We start from the raw sequence: 24482 nt of genomic DNA on the forward strand, positions 1-24482 counted from the left end.
CTTTTTCGGCGGCGGGCATTATGCCTGACGCCATGTCCGCCCCCGATCCTCATCCTCCTGCGCCACAGCCCCTGCTGATCGGCGCGGCGACCGGCGCTTGTCCGCGATGCGGCGCAAAAACCCTGTTTTCCGGCCCGGTACGCTTTGCCGCGTCCTGCCGCTCCTGCGGGCTGGACTATGGCCAGTTCAATGTCGGGGATGGCCCCGCCGCCTTCCTTACGCTGATCATCGGCGCGCTGATGGTGGCGATGGCGCTGATCTTGGAACTGAAGGTCCACCCGCCGCTCTGGCTGCACCTCCTGCTCTGGACACCGCTGACGGTCGCCGCCGTGATCGGCAGCCTGCGCGTGGCAAAGGGCGCGCTGCTGATCCTCGAATATCATAACAAGGCGCGCGAGGGGCGGCTCATCGCAAAGGATCGCGAAGCATGACCCGGCGCCTGCCCCTTATCCCGACGCTGATCGTCGCGGCGGCGGTGCTGGTGATGATCGGCCTGGGCGTCTGGCAACTCCAACGCCGCGCCGAAAAGGAAGCGACGCTGGTCCTGGTCGCCGCCAACCCAGCCAAGCCCTCCGTCGCCTTCCCCGCCTATCCGCCCGTGCCGCCCGAGCTTCTGTTCCGCCGCTCCTCGGCCCATTGCCTCCGCGTGGTCCGCTGGCACAGCGAAGCCGGGCGCGCCGCCGACGGATCGGTCGGCTACCGCTATATCGCCGAATGCGCGACGGGCGCGGAAGGCCCCGGCCTGCTGGTGGCGGCGGGCGTGGCCCGGACCCCGGATGCCAAGCCCCAATGGCAGGGCGGTCAGATGCGCGGGTGGATCGGGGAGGAGCCGGATCACCGCTCGTTCCTGTCGCGGATCGGCGGCAAGGCCATGCCCCTGCGCCCTATGCTGATCGCCGGGGAGGCTGTGCCGGGCCTGAAACCGCTGGCGCCGCCGACCGCCGCCGACGTGCCCAACAACCATCTGGCCTACGCCGTCCAGTGGTTCTTCTTCGCCGCCATCGCGGCGATCATCTACCTGCTCGCCCTGCGCAGACGGACGCCACGACCTTAAAAGCTTGCCCGAAGGCGCGTCCAGCGCTACCGGGCTACCCCATCATGCATTATGTGAGCACCAGGGGAAGCGCGCCCGCGCTCGGGTTCGAGGATGTGACGCTGGCAGGGCTGGCGTCCGACGGCGGACTCTATCTGCCGGAAAGCTGGCCCAGCTTTTCCGCGGAGGATATTCGCGCGCTTGCGGGCCTGTCCTATGTCGAAACGGCGGTGCGGGTCATGGCGCCCTTCGTCGCCGGGTCGCTCAGCGAGGAGGAACTGCGCGATCTGTGCACCGCCGCCTATGGCCGGTTCAGCCATGACGCGGTGACGCCGCTGGTCCAACTCGATCACCGGCACTGGTTGCTCGAACTGTTTCACGGCCCCACGCTGGCGTTCAAGGACGTGGCGCTGCAACTGCTAGGCCAGTTGTTCGAACGCTTCTTGTCGCGGCGGGACGATCACCTCACCATCGTCGGCGCGACCTCCGGCGACACCGGTTCGGCGGCGATCGACGCCGTCGCGGGCCGCGAGAAGATCGACATCTTCATGCTGCACCCCGAAGGCCGCGTGTCGGACGTCCAACGCCGCCAGATGACCACGGTGCTGGCGCCCAACGTCTACAACATCGCCATCGACGGCAGCTTCGACGACGCGCAGGCGCTGGTGAAGGCGATGTTCAACGATGCGGCCTTTGCGCGCCGCTTCAACCTGTCGGCGGTGAACAGCATCAACTGGGCGCGGCTGATGGCGCAGGTCGTCTATTATTTCTACGCCGCCGTCCGCCTGGGCGCGCCGGACCGGGCCATCGCCTTCTCCGTCCCCACCGGCAATTTCGGCGACGTGTTCGCGGGCTATGTCGCCACGAAGATGGGCCTGCCCGTCGCGAAGCTGATGGTCGCGACCAACGTCAACGACATCCTGCACCGCGCCCTGGCCGAGGGCGATTACAGCCAGGGCCAGGTGGTGGCGACCGCGACCCCCAGCATGGACATCCAGGTCAGCTCCAATTTCGAGCGGCTGCTGTTCGACGCGGGCGGGCGCGACGGCGCAGCGCTGGCCGAACAGATGAAGGGGTTCGAGGCGAGCAAGGCGATGCGCCTCACCAATGCGCAGCGGGAGGGGGCCTCGGCCCTCTTCACCTCGGCGCGGGTCGATGCGGACGCCATGACCATGGCGATGCGCTGGGCCTATGACGCGGCGGGGCAGGTGATCGATCCGCATAGCGCGGTGGGGCTGGCGGCGGCGCGGTCGATCGATCTCGACCCGGCGGTGCCGGTGGTCACGCTGGCGACGGCGCATGCGGCCAAGTTCCCCACGGCGGTCGAGCGCGCGACGGGCATGCGCCCTTCGCTGCCCTCGCGCGTGGGCGACCTGTTCGCGCGGGAAGAGGCCTATGCCAAGCTGCCCGGCACCTTCGAAGCGGTCACCGCCTATGTCGCGGAGCGGGCGACGCCGAGGGGTTGAGGGTGAACCTCCAGACCCTCACTGGCGAACCTTGGGCCGATTATGGCCTGATCGATTCGGGCCATGGACGAAAGCTGGAACGCTATGGCCGTTACCGCTTCATCCGGCCGGAGCCGCAGGCGATGTGGGCGCCCGCGCAGGACGACTGGCAGGCCGACGGCGAATTCATCCCCGGTTCCGACGAGGAAGGCGGCGGTCGCTGGTTCTATGAACGCCCCGTCCCGGCCGAAGGCTGGCCGCTGCACTGGAACGAAGTGACGTTCCAGGCCAGTTGCACTCCCTTCCGCCATCTGGGTTTCTTTCCCGACATGGCGCCGGTCTGGGACTGGATGCGCGGCAAGATCGCGGACAAGGATCAGGCGCAGGTCATGAACCTGTTCGGCTATACCGGCGTCGGCACGCTGGCGATGGCGGCGGCGGGCGCGCAGATGGTGCATGTCGACGCCTCCAAGAAATCGGTGGCGCAGGCGCGGGCCAATGCCGCGCTGTCGTCGCTGGAGGACCGCCCGGTCCGCTGGATCGTCGACGACGCGGCCAAGTTCGTGGCGCGGGAAGTGCGGCGCGGACGGCGCTATGACGGCATATTGCTCGATCCGCCCAAATATGGACGTGGGCCGGATGGCGAGGTCTGGCGGCTGGAAGAGGATTTGCCGGAGCTTATCGCCCATTGCCGGCAGTTGCTGGATGCGGACAGCCGGTTCCTGTTCCTGACCGTCTATGCGGTCCGGATGTCGGCACTGGCGATCGAGGAATTGCTGAAACAGGCCTTTGCCGATCTGCCCGGCACGGTGGAAGCAGGCGAACTGACAGTGCGCGAAGAAGCACGCGGGTTGATGCTGCCGACCGCGATCTGGGCGCGATGGAGCCGCTGAGGTTTTCAGGGCTGCCCGGTTACTGAAATGGCGGCTGGTTTTGGCCAATGGCGGACATTAGATATCCGTTCGCCCTGAGCGAAGTCGAAGGGCTCTGCTGAGCGGAGGCGAAGCATGGAAGCCCTTCGACTTCGCTCAGCCCGAACGGAAACTGAACGTCCGCTTCCCACCCCTTTCAGCCCTCCAACCCCCCCTTGGCCGCGCGCAGCCCAGCCTTGCCATTCGCCGCAAGTTCGCGCTTCAACGCTTCCGGCGGGGGCGCCACGAGGAAGCCGAAGCTGACGCAGCCCTGCTTGCTCTCCACCACATGGTGCAGGCGGTGGGCCTGGACGATCCGCTTCATATAGGCGGAGCGCGGGACATATCGGTGCGCGACACGGCGATGCACGATGATGTCGTGGAAGCCGAGATAGATGGCGCCATAGGCTGCCACGCCCGCGCCGACCGCCGTCGCCCAATCGCCCCACTGCCATTGCACGCCGCCCAGCAGCAGCAGGATAGAGGGCATGGCGAAGATCACGAAATAAAGGTCGTTCGCTTCCCACCGGCCAGTGCGCGGGCGGTGATGGCTGGCATGCAGGAACCAGCCCGGCCCGTGCATGACCCAGCGGTGCATGACATAGGCGAAACCCTCCATCGCGGCGACCGTGGCGAGGAAGATCAGGGCGAGCGGAAAGGCGGTCATGCAGCCCGTATAGAACGAGGCCCGCGCTCAGGCGACCCGCAAAGGACAAGAAAAAGGCCGCGACCCAATGGATCGCGGCCCCCTTCGTGACTTTTTCAGGCGATCAGAAGGACGCGGTGACCGAACCGACCACGCCGCCCCTCGCCGCATCGCGGAAGTTGCCTACGCCGGCATTGGGCCTGAAATGCGTGTCGGTATCGACATAGCTGACGCCGAAGGTCAGATGGCTCCAGGTGTAGGTCGCGCCGACGCTCCAGTCGGTATAGCCCTTGCCCACGGGAACCAGATAGCTGGGACCGAAGCTGTGGCCCAGATGCGCCGATACGCCCAGCGGGGTGTTCGGGATGCTGGCCGACAGGTCGCCCGCAACGTAGAGATTGTCTTCCTTGCCGTTGCCGACGGACAGGGCCTTCGCCTTGGGGGCGTAGGCAGCGCTCAGCTTGGCGGTCGCCGGGCCGAAAGTGCCCTTGACCGAGGCATAGGGCTCAACGAAGTCGGTGTTGCCGCCGCCCGAACCGGGATAGTAGTAATAGAGCACGCCGACGTCGAAGGTGGCCGCGCCGACGGTCTTGGAATAGCCTGCGATCAGGTCCAGTTCCTGGTCGCTGCCGGCAGCGACATAATCGTCGATCGAGCTGCCCCAGGTCGAGACATAGAAGCCCGACGCATGGGTCACGGTAATGCCGCCCTGCAGCGCGAAGCGCTTGTCGGTCTGCGAAATGCCGCGGAAGCGATAGTCGGTGACGACAGCCGCATTGCCGGTGACGGTCAGTTCAGGAGTGGGTTCGTCCTGGGCGAAGGCCGGCGCGGAGAGCGCGGCAAGAGCAACAGCCGAAAGGCCGAGAATGGACTTACGCATTGAGTATCCCCTTAATGGTTCTGCGATCGTCCCGCCTGCGTCATGGTCCCCGGTCTCTTGTCGCCCTGCGCGGGATGGACCGGATTGCCTCAACGGGTGACGAAATGCCTTCCCCGGTTGCGGTGCACAAGATTTTATTGCCGTAGCGTGTAGTTTGCTTCTCTAATGTTGCTGGTCTGCAACAAAATCAGGCGTGATTGTGGCGCTGCGCAGCGTCTTGCGCGATTTTCGCCATAATTGTCGCGAGAAAAGGCCTATTGCGGCGGCGTAACGTCGCGGGGCGCGTGGATGACGCGCTGCGGATAGGGGATGGTGACGCCATGTTCGCGGAACAGCAGCCACAACCGGCCGAGGACGTCGGACTTCACATTGCCGACCCCGCTTTCCGGATCGCTGATCCAGACCAATATGTCATGTTCGACGCGGTTTTCGCCAAAGGCGGTCAGCCACACATTGGGCTTGGGACTGCGCAGCACGCGAGGGCTTTCCTGCGCGGCGCGCAGCATCAGTTCCTGCGCCAGCTTCAGGTTGCTGTCATAGCCGATGCCAACGGGGATGCGGACGCGGACGTTGCGGTCGGAATAGGACCAGTTCTCCACCTCCTGCGTCATCAGGTTCTCGTTCGGGATCAGATGTTCCTTGCCGTCGCGGGTGATGACGGAGACGGCGCGCACGCCGATCTTGTTCACCCAGCCGAAGCTGTCGCCCACGACGATCACGTCGCCCGGCTTGATCGACCGGTCCATCAGCAGGATGATCCCGGCGATCAGATTGCCGAAGGTCTTTTGCAGGCCAAAGCCGACCGCCAGCCCCAGCGCGCCGGAAAAGACCGCGAAGGCGGTCAGGTCTATGCCGAGCAGATCGACGCCGATGAAGAAGGCCGCGACGACCACGGCGATGGCGGCCAGTTTCTGCGCCAGCAGCTTCTGCGTGGCGTCCAGGCCATGGGTGCGGGCGATGCTGCGCCCGACGATGCGGTTGGCAAGGCGCACCAGGGCGAAGAGCGCGACACAGATGGCGGCCATGCTGACCAGGCCGAGCAGGGTGACGCGCCGCTTGCCCAGGTCGAGGCCCACGCCGTCCAGCATGTCGGCCACCGGGGCGAAGCCGCCGCTGCTGCCTGAAAGGACCATGACGAAGAGCAGCAGGGCGATGGGCAGGACGGCGAGGCGCGCGATGGCGAGGCTGCGCAGGATATGCACGGCAAGCAGCGACAGCGACAGGGCAAGCGCCGCGCCCAGAATCAAATGGGCGAAATCCCCGACCGGCCAGAAGGTGACGGCGACGGTCATCAGGCTGGCGGCGATGATATGGCGCAGGATCGGGCGCAGATGGCCCGCCAGCGCTTCGCCCAAGCCGCGGAAGCGGCGGCGCAGGCGCGGCGAGGCGAAGCGGGAGAAGGCGCCCGCGACCAGATAGAGGGCGACGGCCAGCGCCAGCGCGATCAGCGGATGGACGATGGCGGGATCGCCCGGCAGCCGCGACAGCAACTCGGGCAATCCCGGCATCATCCGCGCGCCGCCCGGAAACGGGCAAGGCCTGCGTCGAGATCGGCGATCAGGTCGTCGGGGTCTTCCAGGCCGATTTGCAGGCGGACGGCGGGGCCTTTGGCCTGCCATGCGGTGGCTGTGCGGTAACGGGCGGGGTCGACCGGCAGCGCAAGGCTTTCGAAGCCGCCCCAGCTATAGCCGATGCCGAAATGGTCCAGGCCGTCGATCAGCGCGGCGCGGGATTTTTCGTCACCGCCCTTCAGGACAAAGCTGAACAACCCGCTGGAGCCGGTGAAGTCGCGTCGCCAGAGGTCGTGGCCGGGGCAGGAGGGCAGGGCCGGGTGGAGGACGCGGGCGACATCGGGCTGCTGCGACAGCCATATCGCGATCCGGAGCGCGCTCGCCTGATGCTGGTTCAGCCGCACGCCCAATGTGCGCAGGCCCCGCGCCGCCAGCCAGGCGTCGTCGGGGCTGGTCATCTGGCCGAACAGATGGGCGGCCTGACGGATTTTCGGGAAGAAGGCCGGGGTGGCCGTCACCGATCCCATCATCACGTCGCTATGGCCGACAATATATTTGGTGCAGGCGAGAATGCTGATGTCGACATTGTGTGCCAGCGCCTGGAAGAAATAGGGCGTGGCCCAGGTATTGTCGATCAGGGTCGCGATGCCCCTTTCCCGCGCCAGGGCGGTGATGGCCGGAACGTCCTGCACCTCGAAGGTCAGGCTGCCGGGGCTTTCCAGGAAGATGGCGCGGGTGGCGTCGGTGATCAGGTCCGCTATGCCCGCGCCGACGGTCGGGTCGTAATAGACCGTCTCTATGCCCAGCGGGCGCAGCATCAGTTCGCAGAAATTGCGGGTCGGGTCATAGGCGCTGTCCACCATCAGCAATTGGTCGCCGGGCTTCAGCACCGCCATCAGCGCGCAGGCGATGGCCGCGACGCCGGAGGGATAGAGCATCGTGCCCTCCGCGCCCGGCTCCATTTCGGTGAGGGCGTCGGCCAGGCTCCATGCGGTCGGCGTGCCCTTGCGGCCGTAGAAGAGGCGTTCGTGGGTGCTGCGCCCCGCCGCGCTGCGCAGATGCGCGACATCGTCATAGAGGATGGTCGATGCGCGCCAGACGGGCGGGCTGACGATGCCGCCGGGCTGGCCGGGCATGCCGGTCCATTCGGGCTTGCGGCCCGCCTGCGCGAGGTGGGTGAGGGGCTTGCGGCTCCCTCGCTTATCGGAATTCTGGCTCATGCTGCGGGGCCGGTTTCCTTCGGCGTGGCGGGGTCCAGCCCCCATTCGGACCAGCTTCCGTCATAGAGGGTGACGTCGGTCTTGCCGATCAGTTCCAGCCCCGCAAGGATGATCGCCGCCGTGACGCCGCTGCCGCAACTGGTGATGATGGGACGGTCGAAATCGGTCCCGGCATCCAGGAAGAGGCGGCGAAGTTCCTCTCCCCGCTTCATGCTGTTGTCGGCATGGTAGAAGGCGGACGAGGGGATGTTGCGGCTGTGCGGGATATGGCCCGACGCCATGCCGGGGCGGGGTTCCTTTTCCTCCCCGGTGAAGCGCGGCGCGCCGCGTGCGTCCAGCACCTGTTCTGCCCGGCTTTCCAGATTGGCGAGAAGCTCTTCCTTGGTCCGGACCTGCCCTGCGGCCCGTTTCGCAACCGCATTGCCGGGCGCGGGCCTGGGCATGCCGCTTTCCACGGGCCGCCCCTCCGCCAGCCATTTGGGCAGGCCGCCGTCCAGCATCGCCGCGCCCTTGCCCACGCCGTAGAGGCGCATCATCCACCAGCCGCGCGCGGCGCTGTGGGTCGGGCTGTTGTCGTAGACGACGATGCGGCTGTCCGCATCGATGCCCAGCGCCCGGCAGCGCTCCGTCATGAAGGCGTCGGTCGGCAACATGCCGGGGCGCGGATCGTCCGGATCGGCCAGTGTGGGAAGGTCGAGGAACGCCGCGCCAGGGATATGGGCGGCTTCGAACTCCGTCTTGGGATCGCGGGGCGTGCCGGGCAGGAAAAGGCTGGCGTCGACGATCCTGAGGTCCGGTTTGCCGATTTCCCCGGCAAGCCAGTCGGTGGATACCAATATCTCCATGTGCAGCCTTTTCCTTTGCGCTTGCCTCCTTTTTAGGGGCGTCGGTCGGCAGTGGAAAGGGCCGATTGACCCTAGCTGGCAAGGGACAGCGCGGTAGCCCGGCTGCCCGGCGCACGATATTGGCGCGGCCCCAGGTCGAGGCGGAAGGGGGAGAGGCGCTCGACCTGCGGCGACTGCTCCTCGCCCACGATGAAGGCGCGGCCAGTGCGTCCGATGCCTTCGCTCTCCCCGGCCCAGCGATATTGTGCATCGAAGGCGATGATCGGGATCAGCAGGGCGCGCTGGCCCATCCGGATCGCTTCGATGGCCTGCGCGTCCAAACGCATCTCGCCGGTCAGCGTCTGCGTCCCGCCCGGCGCGATGGAAACGATGGAATGGACGGGCAGGCCGGTTTCGCCCGCGAAAAATTGCTGGAACAGCGCCTGTTGCTGCGCGTCGGCATTGGCGATCAGGCTGCGGACCAGAATATCCTCCGCCGTCCGCTCGCCCCGATTATGAACCGTCAGCGCATAGCCGATGGTCGCGCCCATCAGTGTCAGGCGCGCCGCCTGGACCTCCATGCTGATGTCGAGCCAGGGACGGTCCCCCGGTTCGGGCTTGCCGGAGGCTGGCGGCGGGACGGGGGTCGCCTTGGGTTGCGCGGGTGCAGGCCGCGCGGGTTCGGTTTCTTCATAGGATTCCTCGACCTCTTCCGGTTTGCGGCGGCGAAGCCAGAGGAAAGCGCCGGTCAGCATGACGGCGCCCGCGGCTGCGGCGGCGATCCACGGCCAGCGGGAGGCGGGTTCCTCCGCAGGCGCCAGCGGCACCGCTTCGGGAACGGCGCTGGCGTTGCTCTCGGCGGGTATGGGGGGCTGGCTCTCCACCACCTGCGGCGCTGGCGTGGTTTCGTTGGTCTGATCGCTCGCTGGCGGTGTGGGTTGGGGCGCGGGCCGGACCTCCGCCGGGCGGGATCGCGACGGCTGGGGCGCAGGCTGCGGCGCGGGCGTGACGGGCGGCGGCACCTGGATCGTCGGAGCGACGACCGGCGGCGGCGTCACCGTCGCGGGCGCGCCGCGAAAGACGTCGAGTTCCGGGCCTTGCCTGTCCGTGGGCGTCTGGGGCTGGCTGCGCGGCAGGTTGAACACCGGCTCCGCGCCATTTTCCTGCTGGGCAAGGACGGGCGCGGCCAGCAGCATCGGCGCGGCGAACAGAAACGAGAAACGGAACCCCATGAGGCGCAGCCAAGGCATAAGCTCCAGTGAACCCGCCATGAACGAAAGGCAAGAGAGGGGCGACGATGACATATGGCGTGCAATCGCGTAGATGGCCTGCCCATGACTGATACGCCGACTCCGCTCCAACCCTCTCCGATTCATCTGGGCCAGGCCAGCGCCCTCCCGTCGCGTCCCGAGGATGCCGTGCTGGACTATGTGCCCAATCCCCGACCGGGCAAACCCTATCTGGTGCGCTTCACCGCGCCGGAATTCACCTCGCTCTGTCCGGTGACGGGCCAGCCGGATTTCGCGCATCTGGTGATCGATTACGCCCCCGCCGCGACCATCGTGGAATCCAAGTCGCTGAAGCTGTTCCTGGGGTCGTTCCGCAACCATGCGGCCTTTCATGAGGATTGCACGGTCGGGATCGGGGAACGCCTGTTCGCGGAGATGAATCCGGTCTGGCTGCGGATCGGGGGCTATTGGTATCCGCGTGGCGGCATTCCCATCGACGTGTTCTGGCAATCCGGCGAACCGCCCGCAGGCCTCTGGCTGCCGCCGCAGGATGTACCGGGCTATCGCGGACGGGGTTAGGTTCGCCCTTATCGTCATGCCAGCGAACGCTGGCTTCTTGTTGAGTGGCGGGATTTGTTCGAAATCATCGCATAGCGGCCTGAGATCCCAGCGTCCGCTGGGATGACGACGATTTGTTTGACAAACGAACAATAGGGTTCGACCAACGACATGGGCGGCGGGACGCCCGGCTTGACCGGTGAGGCGAAAGGGCCGATCCCCCTGTCATTCGGGTGCGGCGCGTGTCCGCCGTGCCGTTCCAACCTGTCGGAGTTGCGAACCTCATGTCCTTTTCCAAGATACTCCCGCTGATGCTGGCGGCCGCGCCTCTGGCCATGGCCATGCCCGCCCTCGCCCAGACGGCCCCCGCCGGTCCAGCCGCAGGCGTCACCACCCAGTTGCCCCGCGGCGCCGCGCCCGGCCATTATGCGATTGAGGTCGCGCCCGACGCGGCAAACCTGAAGTTCACCGGCAAGGTGAAGATCGACCTTGCCGTGGCGCAGGCCATGCCCGCGCTGGTGCTGAACGCCGCCGATCTTACCGTGAGCGGCGTCACCCTGACCCCCGCAAAGGGCAAGGCGGTGAAGGGAACCGCCAGGATCGACGCCAATGCCCAGACCGTGACCTTCGACTTCGGCAAGCCGGTCGCACCGGGCAACTACACGCTCGCCATCGACTATGCGGGCATCATCAACACCCAGGCGAACGGCCTGTTCGCGCTCGACTATAGCGACAATGACGGCAAGGCGAAGCGCGCCCTCTTCACCCAGTTCGAAGCGCCCGACGCCCGCCGCTTCGTGCCGAGCTTCGACGAGCCGAGCTACAAGGCGACTTTCGACCTCAGCGCCGTCATCCCCGCCGATCAACTCGCCGTCAGCAACATGCCGGTCAAGAGCAGTACGGACACGGCAGACGGCAAGAAGCGGGTGACGTTCGGCACGTCCCCGAAAATGTCCTCCTACCTGCTGTTCTTCGGCCTGGGCGAACTGGAGCGCGCCACGAAGATGTCCGGCGCGACCGAAGTCGGCGTCATCACCGGCAAGGGCAATACCGGCAAGGCGCAACTGGCGCTCGACGCATCGGCGGCGATCCTGCCTTATTATAACGACTATTTCGGCGTGCCCTTCCCGCTGCCCAAGCTGGATAATGTCGCCGGGCCGGGGCAGAGCCAGTTCTTCTCCGCCATGGAAAATTGGGGCGCGATCTTCACGTTCGAACGCGCCTTGCTGGTCGATCCGCGCTTCACGTCGGAAAGCACGCGGCGGACCATCTATGCCATCGTCGCGCATGAAATGGCGCACCAGTGGTTCGGCGATCTCGTCACCATGGCCTGGTGGGACGACCTCTGGCTGAACGAAGGGTTCGCAAGCTGGATGGCCACCAAGGTCACGGACAAGCTGAACCCGCAATGGGAAATGCTGCTCAGCCGCGTCAACGGCCGCGAGCGGGCGATGAGCCTCGACTCGCTCGTGACGACCCACCCCATCCTCCAGAAGATTCACACCGTCGATGAGGTGAACCAGGCGTTCGACGACATCACCTATGAAAAGGGCGAGGCGGTCATCACCATGCTGGAGGGCTTTGCCGGGGAGGATGCGTGGCGCTCCGGCATCCGCGCCTATATGAAGCAACATGCCTATGGGAACACCGTGACCGACGATCTGTGGAAGGCGGTCGAGGGCGCGGGGGCCAGGGGCGTGGTCGGCATCGCGCATGATTTCACCAGCCAGCCGGGCATTCCGCTGGTGAAGGTGGACAGCGCCCAATGCCAGGGCGGATCGACGGTCCTGTCGCTGTCGCAGGGCGAATTCAGCCGCGACCGCAGGGACAAGACGCCGCTCAAATGGAATGTGCCGGTCATGGCGCAGAGCATCGGTCAAGCGGGCGGCGGCGCGCAGCAGCGGCTGATCCTGAACGGACCGGCGCAGGTCACGCTGCCGGGTTGCGGCCCCTATGTGATCAATGCGGGGCAGACCGGCTATTACCGCTCGCTCTATCCGGAAGCGAATGTGAAGGCGCTGGCGAAGGACTTCACCAGACTGGCCTCCATCGACCAGATCGGCCTGCTGGCGGATAATTTCCAGCTTGGCCTGGGCGGCTATCAGCCCATGGGCCTCGCGCTCGATCTGGTGGATGCGGTGCCCGCAAACGCCAGCCCCGCCGTGCTGGCGGAGGTGCCGGACTATCTCGACAGCGCCCACACCATGCTGGAAAGCGACAAGGCGGCCCAGGCGCGGGTCGCCGCCTATGCCTCGAAGAAGCTCAATCCCGTGCTGGCGACCGTCGGCTTCGACGCCAGGCCGGGCGAAAATCCGCAGGTGCCGGTGTTGCGTTCGGCTCTGGTGTCGACGCTTGGCGGCATGGGCGACAAGGCCGTGGTGACGGAGGCGAACAAGCGCTTCGCCGCGCTGGCGTCCAATCCGGCGGCGCTCGACGGGCCGCTGCGCAATGTCTGGCTGCGCATCATCGCGGAAAATGCCGACGCCGCGACCTGGGAAAAGCTGCGCGCCATGGCCAACGGCGCGAAATCGGACCTGGAAAAGAGCACGACCTTCGCGCTGCTGGGCGCGGCGAAGGATGAGGCGCTGGCGAAGAAGGCGCTCGACCTTGCCATGACCGACGAGCCGGGCAAGACGACCAGCGCGGCGATCATCTCCGCCGTGGGGTCTGAACATTCGATGCTGGCGGTGGACTATGTGCTGGCGCACCGGCAGCAATATGAGGCGATGATCGACGTGTCGGCGCGGTCGCAGGCGATTGCGCGGCTGGGCGGCAATTCGGCCGATCCGGCGATGGCGACGAAGCTGGACGCCTATGCGACCCAGTATCTGACGCCCGAATCGCGCAAGGTGGTGGACCGCTCCATCGCCGCCATCAAGACGCGGATCGAAACGCGGGCGCGGCTGAAACCGGCGCTGACGGCCTGGTTCGCCAGTAAGTGAAAGAAAGGGCGGTGGAGCGATCCACCGTCCTTTCTTATTCCTCCCTACGCGAAGCGTGGGGAGGGGGACCGCGCGCAGCGCGGTGGAGGGGAAGGTGCACAGGTCGTGCCTCCTTCCCCTATCTTCCGATGAAAAGAATTCACCCCAGCGGCGCGCTCGCCCAACGCCGCAGCCGCCCGTACAGCGCTGCGATCACGCCGAAGAAGGCGATCACGGAAAGAATCACCGCCCACGGATTTTCCGCCACCAGCGCCAGCGGCGCATCGCTGTCGGTCGCCGCGACGATGCCCGCGAAGGCCACGCCGAACAGGCTCTCTCCCACGATGAAGCCCGTCGCCATCAGCACGCCCATGCGCTCGGCAAATTCGGGGTTGGACTGGCGCAGTGCCCAGCGGTTGTAGAAATGCCCGATCGCCGCGCCGACCGGGATCAGCAGCGTCAGCGCCATCGGCAGGTAGATGCCCATGCCGACGGCCAGCGGCGGCAGGCGCAGCTTGCCCGCCTTGCCCAGAAGTTCGTCGATGGCGATCACGATAACGCCGATGCCCGCGCCGAAACCGATAAGGTTCCAGTCGAGATCGCCGCCCAGCACGCCCTTCGCCAGCGCGGAGATCAGCGCGGCCTGCGGGGCGGGCAGGGCGCTCGCCTTCGCGCCTGGCGCGCCTGCGAAGCCGAAGGCGCTGTTGAGCAGGTCCAGCACCGGCGGGATCACCAGCGCGCCGAAGATCACGCCCAGGATCAGCGCGACCTGCTGCTTCCACGGCGTGGCGCCGACAAGCTGCCCGGTCTTCAGATCCTGCAGGTTATCGTTGGAGATGGTCGCGACCCCGAAGATGATGGCGGTCGTGAACAGCGCATAGGCGATCAGCGCCTGGGATTGCTTCGGGTCGCCGCCCGAACCGTAGATCGCCGCAAGGATCAGCGACGCGCCCAGCACCGCCAGGATGCCGACGCCGGAAATCGGGCTGTTCGAAGCGCCGATCAGGCCCGCCATATAGCCGCAGACAGAGGCGATCACGACCCCAGCGACCAATATATAGGCCAGCGTAAGACCGATGATCGGCACCGGATTGAGCGCGATCGGCCCGCCCTGCGCGAACACCCACAGCAGGATGGCGATGGGGATGAGCGAGGCGAGGATGGTGCCGCCGACGATGCCGATGGGCAGGTCGCGCTCGGTCAGTTCCAGCAGCCCGGCATGGCCCCCCTTGCGCAGCTTCGTGGCGGCCAGGGCGGAACGAATGCCGCTGACGATGGGGCCAAGGATCTTGAGCAGGGTCCAGATCGCCGCCACGCCGATGGTGCCCGCGCCGATGAAGCGCGCCTTCATGCGGAATGTGGTCCCGACGATCTCCGAAAGGTCCGCGCCGGAGGGTAGCGGGGCGGTCAGATAGGGGACCAGCCCGACCCAGCTTATCAGCAGGCCGAAGAACATGGCGACGCCCACCGACAGGCCCACCAGATGGCCGACGCCGATCAGCGCCATGGAAAAGCTGGTGGAGACGCTCGACGCACCCGCGCCGAATTGGAAGAAGGTGGCGGCTTCCTCCGCGATCAGCTTCGTCTTGGCCAGGATGGAGAAGGCGGCGGCGGCGACCGAACTGGCGACGATGGCGGCCAGCCCGCGCTTATTCTCCTCCAGCCCTTCGCGGGAGCCTGCGCCCACCTTCAGCACTTCGGCGGCGGCGACCCCTTCGGGATAGGGCAGGTCGGACCCCGTCACCAGCGCGCGGCGCAGCGGCACCGAATACATGACGCCCAATATGCCGCCCAGCGCGATGGTGAAGGCGGAAAGCCAATAGGGAAAGCCCTGCCACCACCCGATGATGACCAACCCCGGCAACACGAAGATGATTGCGGACAGCGTGCCGGCGGCGGACGCGATGGTCTGGACGATGTTGTTTTCCAGGATCGTGCCGGTCGCGAACAGGCGCAGCACCGCCATGGAAATGACCGCCGCGGGGATGGAGGTGGCGAAGGTCAGGCCGATCTTCAGCCCCAGATAGACGTTCGCCGCCGTGAACAGCAAGGTGATGAGCGCGCCCAATATGACGCCGCGAAGCGTCAGCTCCGCCATCGGGGCCGCCCTGGCGGAATCGCCTGTTACTCGACTGCTCACTCGTCTGTCCCCTTGCCTGCGGCTGTTTTATGAATGTCCGGTAATAATGTTGCTTGCGCGTGGATCAATCGGAAAGTGCTTCAGGAGGGGGAAGCCGGTTCAAGTTCGGCGGCGGCGGCCTTATCCAGATAGGCATCGACCAGCCGTGTCCACAGCGTATAGCCGCGTGGGTTCATGTGCAGCCCGTCGGGCCGGAACAGGGATGCGTCGGGCAGCCCGTCGGCGGCCAGCAGCACCCGGCCGACATCCAGATAATCGAAGCGGGTCACCCGCGACCGTGCCGCCACCGTCATGTTGACCGCCGCCATTTTCGGCCAGAGCGTCCAGCGGATCGGGCTGGGTTTCAGCGACAGATAGGCGATATGCGCCTTGGGATAATCGGCGCGAAGCTGTTTGAGCAGGGTCAGCACATTGTTCGCGACCTCGCCGGGCGCCGCGCCGGCGGCCAGATCATTTTCCCCGACATAGACCAGGATGGAGCGCGGCCTGGCCTTGGGCAGCAGGCGCTTGTAATATCGCAGCACGTCGGGCGTCGTCGCGCCGCCGAAGCCGCGATTGACGGTGCCGATGTCCGGGAAGCTGCCGCTTATGTCCCACAGGCGGATGCTGGAACTGCCCAGGAACAGCGTGGCGTCGGCGATGGCCGGACCCGCTTCATTGGCCTTGGCGAAGGCCTCGATCTCCCGCGAAAAGGGGAAGGCGGGGTCGGCGTTGATCCTGAGCGGTGGCGTCTGCGCCTGCGGCTCGGCCGCGAGCAGCAGGCCGCCCGGCGCGAGCAGCAGGGCAAGGCCGATCAGCGCCCGCGCCTTAATGCCGGTGCAGCGGGCGCAGTTGATATTTGCCGTTCGCATAGGTGCCGAACATGTCGGAAATGGCGGGATGGTCGACAGGTTCCTCGCTGTCGTCCGCGATCAGATTCTGCTGGCTGACATAGGCGACATAGCTGCTTTCGCCATTTTCGGCGAGCAGGTGGTAGAAGGGCTGCTCCTTGTCCGGCCGGACCTCTTCGGGGATGGCCTGATACCATTCTTCGGTATTGGCGAAGACCGGGTCGATGTCGAAAATCACGCCGCGAAAAGCGAAGCGCCTGTGCTGGACCACGTCGCCGATGCTGAAGCGGGCATGGACGATGGGCGGGGCGGTGACATCCTGTCCGAAAATCTGAATCATGTCGTTCATATGACGTAATTTAGGATGCTTGCATCCCGACACAAGAAAAATGCTCGCCGCCGCTTGGCAAGGCGGAAATCATTCGCTAATGGCCGCCGCTCGACCGGAACGGCACGCGCCGAACCTTCTGCGGAGAGGTGGCAGAGTGGTCGAATGCACCGCACTCGAAATGCGGCGTGCCGGCAACGGTACCGAGGGTTCGAATCCCTCCCTCTCCGCCACTTGGTCATCCAACCGGATCCAAGATCATCCATAAAATCCCGTCTTAACGGGATTTTAGGTGATTCGCGTGTCCAAGCGCATCCAGCGATATCCAGTCCAAGCCAACGCTATTTGGGGGCATTTTGGGGGCATCGAATTGGAGATTTGGGGGCATGCTGACCGACGCGGCAATTCGCAAGGCGAAGCCTAAGGACAAGGACTACAAGCTCGCCGATTATGGTGGCTTGTATCTGTTCATCACGAAAGCCGGCCACCGGAGTTGGCGGCTCAAGTACCGTTTCGGAGATAAAGAGAAGCGCCTCGTGTTGGGGAGCTACCCCGATCTGTCGTTGGCTGAAGCCAGGGATTTGCGGGATGATGCCAAGCGGATGTTACGTGACGGTCGCGATCCGGTGATCGAGGCGAAGAAGCGCAAGCTAGCCAACGTCGTTCAGATGGAAAACACTTTCGAGAAGGTGGGCCGTCAGTGGTATGCCGACCAAGTGGCTCGCTGGAAGCCTGTCCACGCTGCGGACGTCATCACGAGCCTGGAGCGAGATGTTTTTCCTGCCATAGGAGGGCTTCCGATAACCGATATCGATGAGCCACTCCTTCTGGCGACGCTGAAGAAAGTTGAAGGGCGCGGCGCCATTGAAACTGCGCATCGCTTACTGCAGCGGTGTTCGTCCATATTCAAATATGGCAAGGGCATCGGTGCGTGCCGCGAGAACCCTGCCGTTGACATGAAGGTCAGCCTCAAAACGGTTCCCCCGGCTCGCAGATGGCCTGCGCTTACAGAGTTGGATCAGCTTCAGGCTCTGATTCGCGCCGTAGATTGCTCCACCTCCCATCCGATTACCCGTCTTGCATCAAGAATGATGGCGCTCACTGCTCAGCGACCGGGGATGATCCGAACCGCGCCATGGAGCGAGTTTGAAGGAATCGATTGGGATAAGCCGGATGGGGTTCCGGATAAGCCGCAATGGCGGATCTCGGCCTCCCGCATCAAGCTGGTGCTCGAACTTCGTGAAGATGAAACCTTTGAGCACATCGTGCCCCTGTCGCACCAAGCTGTCGAGGTTCTGCATGTCGCCCGCCGTTTGTCGGGAAGAGGTCCCTTGGTATTCCCAGGAGCACGAAGCGGCTTGGAGCCGTTGAGTGAGAACGCCGTAGGATATTTGTACAATCGGATCGGCTACAAGGGACGGCACGTTCCGCATGGATGGCGTTCGTCTTTCTCAACCACGATGAACGGCTTGGTGGAACGTTCGCACCCAGGTTCAGATCGGCTCGTCATTGATCGGCTTATCATTGATCTCATGCTGGCGCATATCCCGGCTGGAATGTCCGGCAGTGAACTGATTTATAACCGGGCCGCATACATGGAGCGAAGAAGGGAACTCGTGCAACAGTGGGGGGATATGTTGATGGAAGGTCAAGTTGCCGCCGGTGATCTTCTAGGGGGTAGAAGGCGCTCAAAATCCAACACGCGGTGATCAACGTATCAGTGATGGACTCATTCTTTATCCTGTTGCACGAAGTGTTTGATAGAAGATTAGCCATCCCGACGCCTTTTCGCGACCGAGGTAGGACCGCTGTTCTCGATGGCTTCGGTCCCTCCGAGGTGATCTGAATCTTCGATGCGACCGCGGTAGCTAAATGTTGAAGAGTTGTAGATGGACGCTACATATTTCACCAGTGAGTGAATAGGTCGTCGATGTCGCGCATCGGGGCGCTGGGGAGTTCGTGAAATGTTTGGGGAGCCGATGTGCGCTTAATTGCCAATTCCGGGACTGACCGGGCAATCGACATCGTAAAAAGCTTTCAAGGCAATTCCCTGGAGATCCTTACTGAACTGATTTCTATTTTTGGCGCGCGCGAAGCGTTGAACGCGAGCGGTCTGCGGCTTGATCGCCTTCTACTCGGAATGGCGAGCGATACGGCCTTAGCTGGCGACGAGACAGATCGAGTTCGACGCAATCGCCTTCAAAGCCGATCGGTAGCAACTTCGCTCGCTCGTGCTCTCACTGTCGCCCAAATTAGACAAACTCGATTACCTCCCTCGCAATCGGTGCTGCTCACCGAGGGGGGCGCAGTGCTAGGTAATTGCAGCCTGACAACAGGAGGTCTCGGTATTGCGCCGCAGTCTCGACTTGGGTTTGTCCAACAGACCGAAAGTGCCGCCGAGTTGGCAATGGTCCGTCAGTGGTTCGAAACGGAGTGGAATGCAGCCAATCCGCTAGGGCCAGCGGTGTCAGCCCTGACTGATGCAGTGACCGCCGCCGCCGCCGACCATGCTCCCGGCGCGGTCTACACGCAGGCCTTGCATCAACTGTTCGCTGAGATGGAAGTAGGCACCGACGAGGCGCGCATAGTCGATTCCGCGACTGGCATCGGCGAAACCCAGGTCTGGTCGAAACTCTATCGCTTTCAGAAGGATGGCGTAATCGGTGCCATCGACAAGCTGCAGCGGTTCGGCGGCTGCATCATCGCCGACAGCGTCGGCTTGGGCAAAACCTTCGAGGCGCTGGCCGTCATCAAATATTTCGAACTGCGCAACGCTCGGGTGCTTGTCCTTGCACCCAAGCGGCTAAGGGAAAACTGGACGCTGTGGACACGCAACGATGTCCGCAACATGCTCGCCAGCGACCGCTTCGCCTTCGACGTGCTGAACCATACAGATCTGTCACGTGAGGGCGGCCAGTCCGGCGACATTGACCTCGGCCATATCAATTGGGCCAATTACGATTTGGTCGTCATCGACGAAAGCCATAATTTCCGGAACCGTCCAGCTGGCAAGGGCGAGCGAGAGAGCCGCTATGACAAGCTGCTGAACGCCGTGGTGAAGGCTGGCGTGAAGACGAGAGTGCTGATGCTATCGGCCACTCCGGTCAACAACCGTCTAAACGATCTGAAGAACCAGATTGCCTTCGCCACCGAGGGTCATGACCAGGCGCTGGCAGGACACGGCATCGCGAGCATCGCCGGCACTATTCGCATAGCACAGGGCCAGTTCAACCGCTGGCAGCAACTTCCGGAGGCAGCGCGCACGCCGGCGAAGCTGCTGGAGATGTTGGGCTTCGACTATTTCCGCCTGCTCGACCTGCTGACCATCGCGCGCAGCCGCAAGCACATCGAACGCTACTATGGGACCGCGGAAACCGGCACCTTCCCGGAAAAACTGGCCCCCGCCAACATCAAATCCGACGTCGACCTCACAGGCTCATTTCCGCCCATCGTTGAGGTCAACAACGAGATCCGCCGGCTGAAGCTCGCAGCCTTCGCGCCGCTCCGCTATGTGCTGGACGATCGCCGTGCGGCCTATGAGCGGCGCTATAACCAGGATGTCGCCGGCGCGGGCGGCGGCGCCAGCGTGTTCCGTCAGTTGGACCGCGAAGAGAGCCTGATCGCGCTGCTTCGGGTCAACCTGCTGAAGCGCATGGAAAGCTCGGTTCATGCCTTTGCCTTGACCATCGGGCGGCAGTTGGAGGCGGTCGAGGCGCTGATCGCACGCATAGACGCGCATGACGACAGCATCGCCGCCCCCGCGATCGACGATCTCGACGATGACGATCCTGCATTCGACCAGCTTGGTGTCGGGCGCAGCGTTCGCGTGTTGCTTAGCGACGCGGATCTGGTCCGCTGGCGTCAGGATCTGGCCGAAGATCGGGATCGGCTAGCGCGCCTGCACGCGCAGGCCACCAGCGTCACCCCGGAGCGTGACGCCAAGCTGGCCGACCTGAAGAAGCTGATCGCCGATAAGCTGGCCGATCCGTTCAATCCCGGCAACGTCAAGCTGTTGGTGTTCACCGCCTTCGCTGACACCGCCGCCTATCTCTATGACGCGATCCGGGCCGACTACCCGCACCGCATGGCGCTGGTCACGGGGTCGGGCCGCAACAAGACGACGCATCCCAAGCTCACCGCTGACCTCAGCTCTATTCTCACCGCCTTCGCGCCCGGCGCCCGGTCGCGTCCGGAGGCGCTAGCGGGCGAGGAAGAGATCGACCTCATCATCGCCACCGATTGCATATCCGAAGGCCAGAACCTGCAGGACTGCGATTGCGTGGTGAATTACGACATCCACTGGAACCCGGTCCGCATAGTCCAGCGCTTCGGCCGCATCGATCGCCTGGGTTCGCCCAACGCGGTTATCCGGCTGGTCAACTTCTGGCCGAACATGGACCTGGATAGCTATATTGGCCTGGAGCGCAGCGTTTCCGGCAAGATGATGCTGCTCGACGTATCCGCGACCGGCGAGGAGAATTTGATCGAGACGCAGGCGGGCGACCAGATGAACGATCTGGAATATCGCCGCCAGCAACTGGAAACGCTGCAATCGCGGGTCGTGGACCTGGAGGATCTGTCATCCGGCGTGTCCATCACCGATCTGACGCTGAACGATCTGAGGCTGGATCTGGCGCGCTTGTCCCCGGATGAGCGCGTGGCCCTCGGCAAGCAATTGCTGGGCACATACTCGCCGATCTTCGCCAGCGATGATTTTCCGCCCGGCGCGTTGTTCGTCCTGCGCGCCGCGACGCCGGCAGCGGAACGGTCGATAGCAAAAGGCGATCCACTCTTTCCCCATGCGCTGATCTACGTTGGCATCGATGATCGTATCATCCTGCCGCATAGCCAGCCCAAGCGGATGCTGGACCTGTTGCGTCTCGCCGCCGCGACATCTGCGGATCAGCAAGCCGAGGCGTGGACACGGTTCGATGCCGAAACGCGAGGCGGTGAGGCGATGGAGGCATGGCAGTCCTTGCTGGCGGCCGCCATCCGGGGCGTGACCGGCAAGGCGGAGGAACGCGCGGTCGAGAGCCTGTTCACCACTGGCGGGATCGAGGGTGCAGGCGGTGAAAGCGGGTTGGATGATTGGGAAGTCATCTGCTGGCTGGCCGTCTTGCCGCCTAAATGATGGCCGTCGCATGACGGTCACGCCCGCCGATATTCGCGCCGCACTGGCTTTGCCCGCGATGAATGCTCCTGCGCGGCGGTTACCGAAAGATGTGCTGGCGCAGCATGGCGCCGCCAACACCGCCGACCGCAAGCTGATCGACAGTGCAATCGAGCGGCTGGACTGGTGGGCAACCTTGTCCCCCGCCACGATCGGCGTCGCGGCGGGCGTGGATGAAGAGCGACCGGTCCCGGCCATCCAGTTGCTGGCTATGACGGCGCGGATCGAGCCGACCCAGCGACTGCTGACCCTGATCCATCGCGCCGTCCCTGTGCCGATCATCCTCGCTACGGCATTGCCGGGAGGCGCTGGAACCCGGCTAAGCCTTGCCCCACTCCGCCGGGCGGAGCGGATCGCGGACCAGATGGTGGTCGAGCGGTTGATCATCGTGCCGGACCTTGAGGCTGAGCAAGATCCTGCCTCGGTGTCATTCCTGTCGAGCCTCGCGCTGCCGGGCCTGCCGCAGGCGCATCTGTCCGCGCTTTATGGTGCATTGATCGAGCGGGCTGAGGCGCTTGCAATAGCCCGGATCGTCAAGCAGCCATTCCAACTGGCGCCTGATGCGGCATCCACCGAAGCGCGTCGGACGGCGCTGCAACGCTATAGACAGGTCGAAACGGAATGGCTGACGGCCCGTGCGGCCGCGCGCAGGGAAAAGCGGCTGGCTCAACAGGTTGAACTTGGCAATCAGGCGCGGGAGCTTAAAGATAGGCTTCAGGCCATCGCGGGGGAGTTGGCCGAAACTCCCTTCGCTCGACAATAATTTTGAAGGAAGATGCGGGCCTTGGGCGCGCATGGAGATGAAGTGTGACTTACGCCAGCGACCCTATTCCGCAGATCACCCGCGATGATGAAGCGGCGGGCAGCGGCGACCTTGTCGCAGGCAACGTCGCGCGGCTGAAAGAGCTGTTCCCGGAAATCATGATCGATGGCACGATCGATTTCGAAATCCTGCGGGAAATACTCGGCGATTCTGTGGAGGGCGGCGAGGAGCGGTATGGTCTCAACTGGAAGGGAAAGCGCAAGGCTCGTGCCTTTGCTCTGACACCGAGCCTGGGAACGCTGCTGCCTGCGCCCGAGGACAGCGTCGATTGGAATACGACGCAGAACCTCATGATCGAGGGCGACAATCTGGAAACACTGAAACTGCTGCGGCGATCGTATGCTGGTCAAGTAAAGTTGATATATATTGATCCTCCGTATAATACGGGAAAGGATTTTGTATATCCTGACAATTATACGGAATCGATTTCAACATATCTCGCACTAACAGGTCAGAGTGGAAGTGTAGGTGAATTGTTGACAACAGATCGCGAGGCTGCGGGACGGCTGCACGCTGAATGGCTCAGCATGATGTATCCCAGATTAATTTTGGCAAAGGAGATGCTGGCAGATAAAGGTGTTATCGCCATATCGATCGAAGAGCGCGAATACTCTAATCTGTGGGCAATATGCTGCGATATTTTCGGACAGGAGAATATTGTTGGAACTATCGTATGGAAGAATGCAACAGACAACAATCCAACAAATGTAGCGGTTGAACACGAATACATAATAGTTGTTGCTCGAAGCAAGGCGGCTATCGACGGGGTATGGAGGTCCAGAGCATCAGCTGTAAAAGATATACTTATCGAAAAGGGCTTTGAGCTTTCTGCCATTTATCATGGCGACCGTCTTTCAGAAGAATATGACAAATGGTATCGCGCCCACCGAGCCGAATTGTGGCCTTTGGATAGATACAAGTATATTGACGAAGGCGGAATTTATACGGGAAGTCAGAGCGTTCATAACCCGGGCAAGGAGGGCTACCGATACGATGTTCTCCATCCGGTGACTGGCAAGCCAACGAAGCAGCCACTATTAGGCTATCGCTTTCCAAAAGAGACAATGGATAAGCTTCTGAATGACGATCGCATATTGTTTGGAGAAGATGAAAATAAAATTGTAGAGCTTAAAGTGTATGCCAAAGATTACAGTGCAAAGCTGCCAAGTTGGGTCGATATAGATGGGCGACTTGGCGCGTATGATCTGCGCGATGATTTTCCAGAGTCAGTGCGGGTGTTCTCCAACCCTAAGCCGGTTTCGCTGATATCGTTGTTAATTTCCTACACGGCGGTCGACGATGGCGACTGCATAATGGACTTTTTCGCAGGTTCCGGTACGACTGGACGTGGAGTTTGGCAGGCAACTCTAGAAGATGGCGTTGCACGACGGTGCATCCTTGTGCAGCTGCCGGAGCTGCTGGAGGCTGGACAGGCCAGTCAAAACGCGGCTGTCAAGTTTCTAGGCTCTATCGGTAAGCCGGCCAATATCGCAGAATTGACCAAGGAGCGCCTGCGTCGTGCCGGTGCGAAAATCCGCAAGGAGCATCCTGGCGCCAAGATCGACACCGGCTTTCGTGTCTACAAGCTCGCAACGTCGAACCTGAAGCCATGGCAGCCAGATGTCGAAAATCTGGAGGCGAGCATCCTCGATGCCGTCGACAATGTCCTGCCCGGTCGCACCGAGAACGACCTGCTCGTCGAGCTGCTGCTCAAGACCGGCATTGATCTGACGCTGCCGGAAGAGAAGCGTAGCGTTTCGGGCCAGATCGTCCACGCGATGGGCGGCGGCACATTGATGGTCTCCCTGGGCAATGTCGACGCCGACGACGCCGAAGCACTAAGCCAAGGCATCGCGGATTGGGTCGAGGAACTCGATCCGGTGCAGACAACAGTCTATTTCAAGGACACGGGGCTGGGTGCCGATGGCAACCGCGCGGCAACTAAGGCGAACCTTGCGGCCATCCTGCGTCAGCGTCTGGGCGATCGCATCGCCAAGATCGCCAGCATCTGAT

Annotated in this window: 19 protein-coding genes and 1 tRNA gene; 11 read left to right on the forward strand and 9 right to left on the reverse strand. The window is 63.7% G+C overall.

The features are described from left to right. Window positions 1–20 precede the first annotated feature (20 nt). The 4 genes from NUH86_RS15195 to NUH86_RS15210 are packed head-to-tail and all read left to right on the forward strand — an operon-like array spanning window position 21 to window position 3371. Window positions 21–431 (forward strand): DUF983 domain-containing protein, encoded by a 411-nt coding sequence (locus NUH86_RS15195; protein ID WP_267250270.1) that lies wholly within the window; start codon window positions 21–23, stop codon window positions 429–431. Further along, window positions 428–1054 carry an SURF1 family cytochrome oxidase biogenesis protein gene (locus NUH86_RS15200; RefSeq protein ID WP_267250271.1) on the forward strand — a complete coding sequence of 209 codons (627 nt, stop codon included), beginning with the start codon at window positions 428–430 and terminating at the stop codon, window positions 1052–1054. Before NUH86_RS15195 ends, NUH86_RS15200 begins: the two co-directional genes overlap by 4 nt. 44 nt (window positions 1055–1098) lie before the next feature. Then, window positions 1099–2499 (forward strand): threonine synthase, encoded by a 1401-nt coding sequence (thrC, locus tag NUH86_RS15205; RefSeq protein ID WP_267250272.1) that lies wholly within the window; start codon window positions 1099–1101, stop codon window positions 2497–2499. A 2-nt stretch (window positions 2500–2501) separates the two neighbouring features. Beyond that, the gene (locus NUH86_RS15210; protein ID WP_267250273.1) at window positions 2502–3371 is read left to right on the forward strand and encodes a class I SAM-dependent methyltransferase; all 870 of its coding nucleotides are present in this window, start codon (window positions 2502–2504) and stop codon (window positions 3369–3371) included. Between the two features lie 175 nt (window positions 3372–3546). Here NUH86_RS15210 and NUH86_RS15215 read toward each other — a convergent pair whose 3' ends face one another. From NUH86_RS15215 to NUH86_RS15240, 6 genes are all read right to left on the reverse strand, one after another. Continuing rightward, on the reverse strand, window positions 3547–4056 hold the full coding sequence (locus tag NUH86_RS15215; RefSeq protein ID WP_267250274.1) for a sterol desaturase family protein: 510 nt from the start codon (window positions 4054–4056) through the stop codon (window positions 3547–3549). Window positions 4057–4159: 103 nt separating this feature from the next. Continuing rightward, window positions 4160–4915: a TorF family putative porin gene (locus NUH86_RS15220; protein WP_267250275.1), complete on the reverse strand. Its 756-nt coding sequence runs from the start codon at window positions 4913–4915 to the stop codon at window positions 4160–4162. Between the two features lie 254 nt (window positions 4916–5169). Continuing rightward, window positions 5170–6426, reverse strand: coding sequence for a mechanosensitive ion channel family protein (locus NUH86_RS15225; protein WP_267250276.1), 1257 nt, complete (start codon window positions 6424–6426; stop codon window positions 5170–5172). Continuing rightward, complete coding sequence (metC, locus tag NUH86_RS15230) at window positions 6423–7646, reverse strand: cystathionine beta-lyase (RefSeq protein WP_267250277.1); 1224 nt, start codon at window positions 7644–7646, stop codon at window positions 6423–6425. The genes NUH86_RS15225 and metC overlap by 4 nt, the downstream gene beginning before the upstream one ends. After that, the gene (locus NUH86_RS15235; protein ID WP_267250278.1) at window positions 7643–8491 is read right to left on the reverse strand and encodes a sulfurtransferase; all 849 of its coding nucleotides are present in this window, start codon (window positions 8489–8491) and stop codon (window positions 7643–7645) included. The genes metC and NUH86_RS15235 overlap by 4 nt, the downstream gene beginning before the upstream one ends. A gap of 71 nt (window positions 8492–8562) precedes the next feature. Beyond that, on the reverse strand, window positions 8563–9720 hold the full coding sequence (locus tag NUH86_RS15240; RefSeq protein WP_267250279.1) for a hypothetical protein: 1158 nt from the start codon (window positions 9718–9720) through the stop codon (window positions 8563–8565). A gap of 84 nt (window positions 9721–9804) precedes the next feature. Between NUH86_RS15240 and queF the strand changes: the two genes are divergently transcribed. Both queF and NUH86_RS15250 read left to right on the forward strand, forming a co-directional pair. Then, on the forward strand, window positions 9805–10278 hold the full coding sequence (gene queF / locus NUH86_RS15245; protein ID WP_267250280.1) for a preQ(1) synthase: 474 nt from the start codon (window positions 9805–9807) through the stop codon (window positions 10276–10278). 263 nt (window positions 10279–10541) lie between these two features. Beyond that, window positions 10542–13199 (forward strand): M1 family metallopeptidase, encoded by a 2658-nt coding sequence (locus NUH86_RS15250; protein WP_267250281.1) that lies wholly within the window; start codon window positions 10542–10544, stop codon window positions 13197–13199. Between the two features lie 139 nt (window positions 13200–13338). On the opposite strand, the gene NUH86_RS15255 is transcribed toward NUH86_RS15250, so the two are convergent. The 3 genes from NUH86_RS15255 to hspQ form a co-directional block, all read right to left on the reverse strand. Then, the gene (locus NUH86_RS15255; RefSeq protein WP_267252161.1) at window positions 13339–15276 is read right to left on the reverse strand and encodes an OPT family oligopeptide transporter; all 1938 of its coding nucleotides are present in this window, start codon (window positions 15274–15276) and stop codon (window positions 13339–13341) included. Between the two features lie 122 nt (window positions 15277–15398). Then, a complete protein-coding gene (locus NUH86_RS15260; RefSeq protein WP_267250282.1) occupies window positions 15399–16169 on the reverse strand; it encodes a GDSL-type esterase/lipase family protein in 771 nt (256 codons plus the stop codon). Next, window positions 16126–16497: a heat shock protein HspQ gene (gene hspQ, locus NUH86_RS15265; protein WP_267250283.1), complete on the reverse strand. Its 372-nt coding sequence runs from the start codon at window positions 16495–16497 to the stop codon at window positions 16126–16128. Before hspQ ends, NUH86_RS15260 begins: the two co-directional genes overlap by 44 nt. 122 nt (window positions 16498–16619) lie before the next feature. Between hspQ and NUH86_RS15270 the strand changes: the two genes are divergently transcribed. From NUH86_RS15270 to NUH86_RS15290, 5 genes are all read left to right on the forward strand, one after another. Then, a tRNA-Ser gene (locus NUH86_RS15270) sits at window positions 16620–16709 on the forward strand. Between the two features lie 153 nt (window positions 16710–16862). Next, a complete protein-coding gene (locus NUH86_RS15275; protein WP_267250284.1) occupies window positions 16863–18185 on the forward strand; it encodes a tyrosine-type recombinase/integrase in 1323 nt (440 codons plus the stop codon). A 755-nt stretch (window positions 18186–18940) separates the two neighbouring features. Further along, window positions 18941–21607 (forward strand): DEAD/DEAH box helicase, encoded by a 2667-nt coding sequence (locus NUH86_RS15280; RefSeq protein WP_267250285.1) that lies wholly within the window; start codon window positions 18941–18943, stop codon window positions 21605–21607. A 10-nt stretch (window positions 21608–21617) separates the two neighbouring features. Continuing rightward, window positions 21618–22409 carry a DUF4391 domain-containing protein gene (locus NUH86_RS15285; RefSeq protein WP_267250286.1) on the forward strand — a complete coding sequence of 264 codons (792 nt, stop codon included), beginning with the start codon at window positions 21618–21620 and terminating at the stop codon, window positions 22407–22409. Between the two features lie 44 nt (window positions 22410–22453). Beyond that, the gene (locus tag NUH86_RS15290) at window positions 22454–24481 is read left to right on the forward strand and encodes a site-specific DNA-methyltransferase (RefSeq protein WP_267250287.1); all 2028 of its coding nucleotides are present in this window, start codon (window positions 22454–22456) and stop codon (window positions 24479–24481) included. Window position 24482: the final 1 nt, after the last annotated feature.

Origin of the sequence: Sphingobium sp. JS3065 (genome assembly GCF_026427355.1) — a bacterium.
GTDB lineage: Bacteria > Pseudomonadota > Alphaproteobacteria > Sphingomonadales > Sphingomonadaceae > Sphingobium.

Excerpts from the sequence above, each read along its gene's own strand:
- NUH86_RS15195 (WP_267250270.1), top strand. The coding sequence starts at position 21 with ATGCCTGACGCCATGTCCGCCCCCGATCCTCATCCTCCTGCGCCACAG.
- NUH86_RS15260 (WP_267250282.1), bottom strand. The coding sequence starts at position 16,169 with ATGCGAACGGCAAATATCAACTGCGCCCGCTGCACCGGCATTAAGGCG.
- NUH86_RS15235 (WP_267250278.1), bottom strand. The coding sequence starts at position 8,491 with ATGGAGATATTGGTATCCACCGACTGGCTTGCCGGGGAAATCGGCAAA.
- queF (WP_267250280.1), top strand. The coding sequence starts at position 9,805 with ATGACTGATACGCCGACTCCGCTCCAACCCTCTCCGATTCATCTGGGC.
- NUH86_RS15200 (WP_267250271.1), top strand. The coding sequence starts at position 428 with ATGACCCGGCGCCTGCCCCTTATCCCGACGCTGATCGTCGCGGCGGCG.
- NUH86_RS15250 (WP_267250281.1), top strand. The coding sequence starts at position 10,542 with ATGTCCTTTTCCAAGATACTCCCGCTGATGCTGGCGGCCGCGCCTCTG.
- NUH86_RS15225 (WP_267250276.1), bottom strand. The coding sequence starts at position 6,426 with ATGATGCCGGGATTGCCCGAGTTGCTGTCGCGGCTGCCGGGCGATCCC.
- NUH86_RS15215 (WP_267250274.1), bottom strand. The coding sequence starts at position 4,056 with ATGACCGCCTTTCCGCTCGCCCTGATCTTCCTCGCCACGGTCGCCGCG.
- hspQ (WP_267250283.1), bottom strand. The coding sequence starts at position 16,497 with ATGAACGACATGATTCAGATTTTCGGACAGGATGTCACCGCCCCGCCC.
- metC (WP_267250277.1), bottom strand. The coding sequence starts at position 7,646 with ATGAGCCAGAATTCCGATAAGCGAGGGAGCCGCAAGCCCCTCACCCAC.
- NUH86_RS15240 (WP_267250279.1), bottom strand. The coding sequence starts at position 9,720 with ATGCCTTGGCTGCGCCTCATGGGGTTCCGTTTCTCGTTTCTGTTCGCC.
- NUH86_RS15220 (WP_267250275.1), bottom strand. The coding sequence starts at position 4,915 with ATGCGTAAGTCCATTCTCGGCCTTTCGGCTGTTGCTCTTGCCGCGCTC.
- thrC (WP_267250272.1), top strand. The coding sequence starts at position 1,099 with ATGCATTATGTGAGCACCAGGGGAAGCGCGCCCGCGCTCGGGTTCGAG.
- NUH86_RS15285 (WP_267250286.1), top strand. The coding sequence starts at position 21,618 with ATGACGGTCACGCCCGCCGATATTCGCGCCGCACTGGCTTTGCCCGCG.
- NUH86_RS15275 (WP_267250284.1), top strand. The coding sequence starts at position 16,863 with ATGCTGACCGACGCGGCAATTCGCAAGGCGAAGCCTAAGGACAAGGAC.
- NUH86_RS15255 (WP_267252161.1), bottom strand. The coding sequence starts at position 15,276 with ATGGCGGAGCTGACGCTTCGCGGCGTCATATTGGGCGCGCTCATCACC.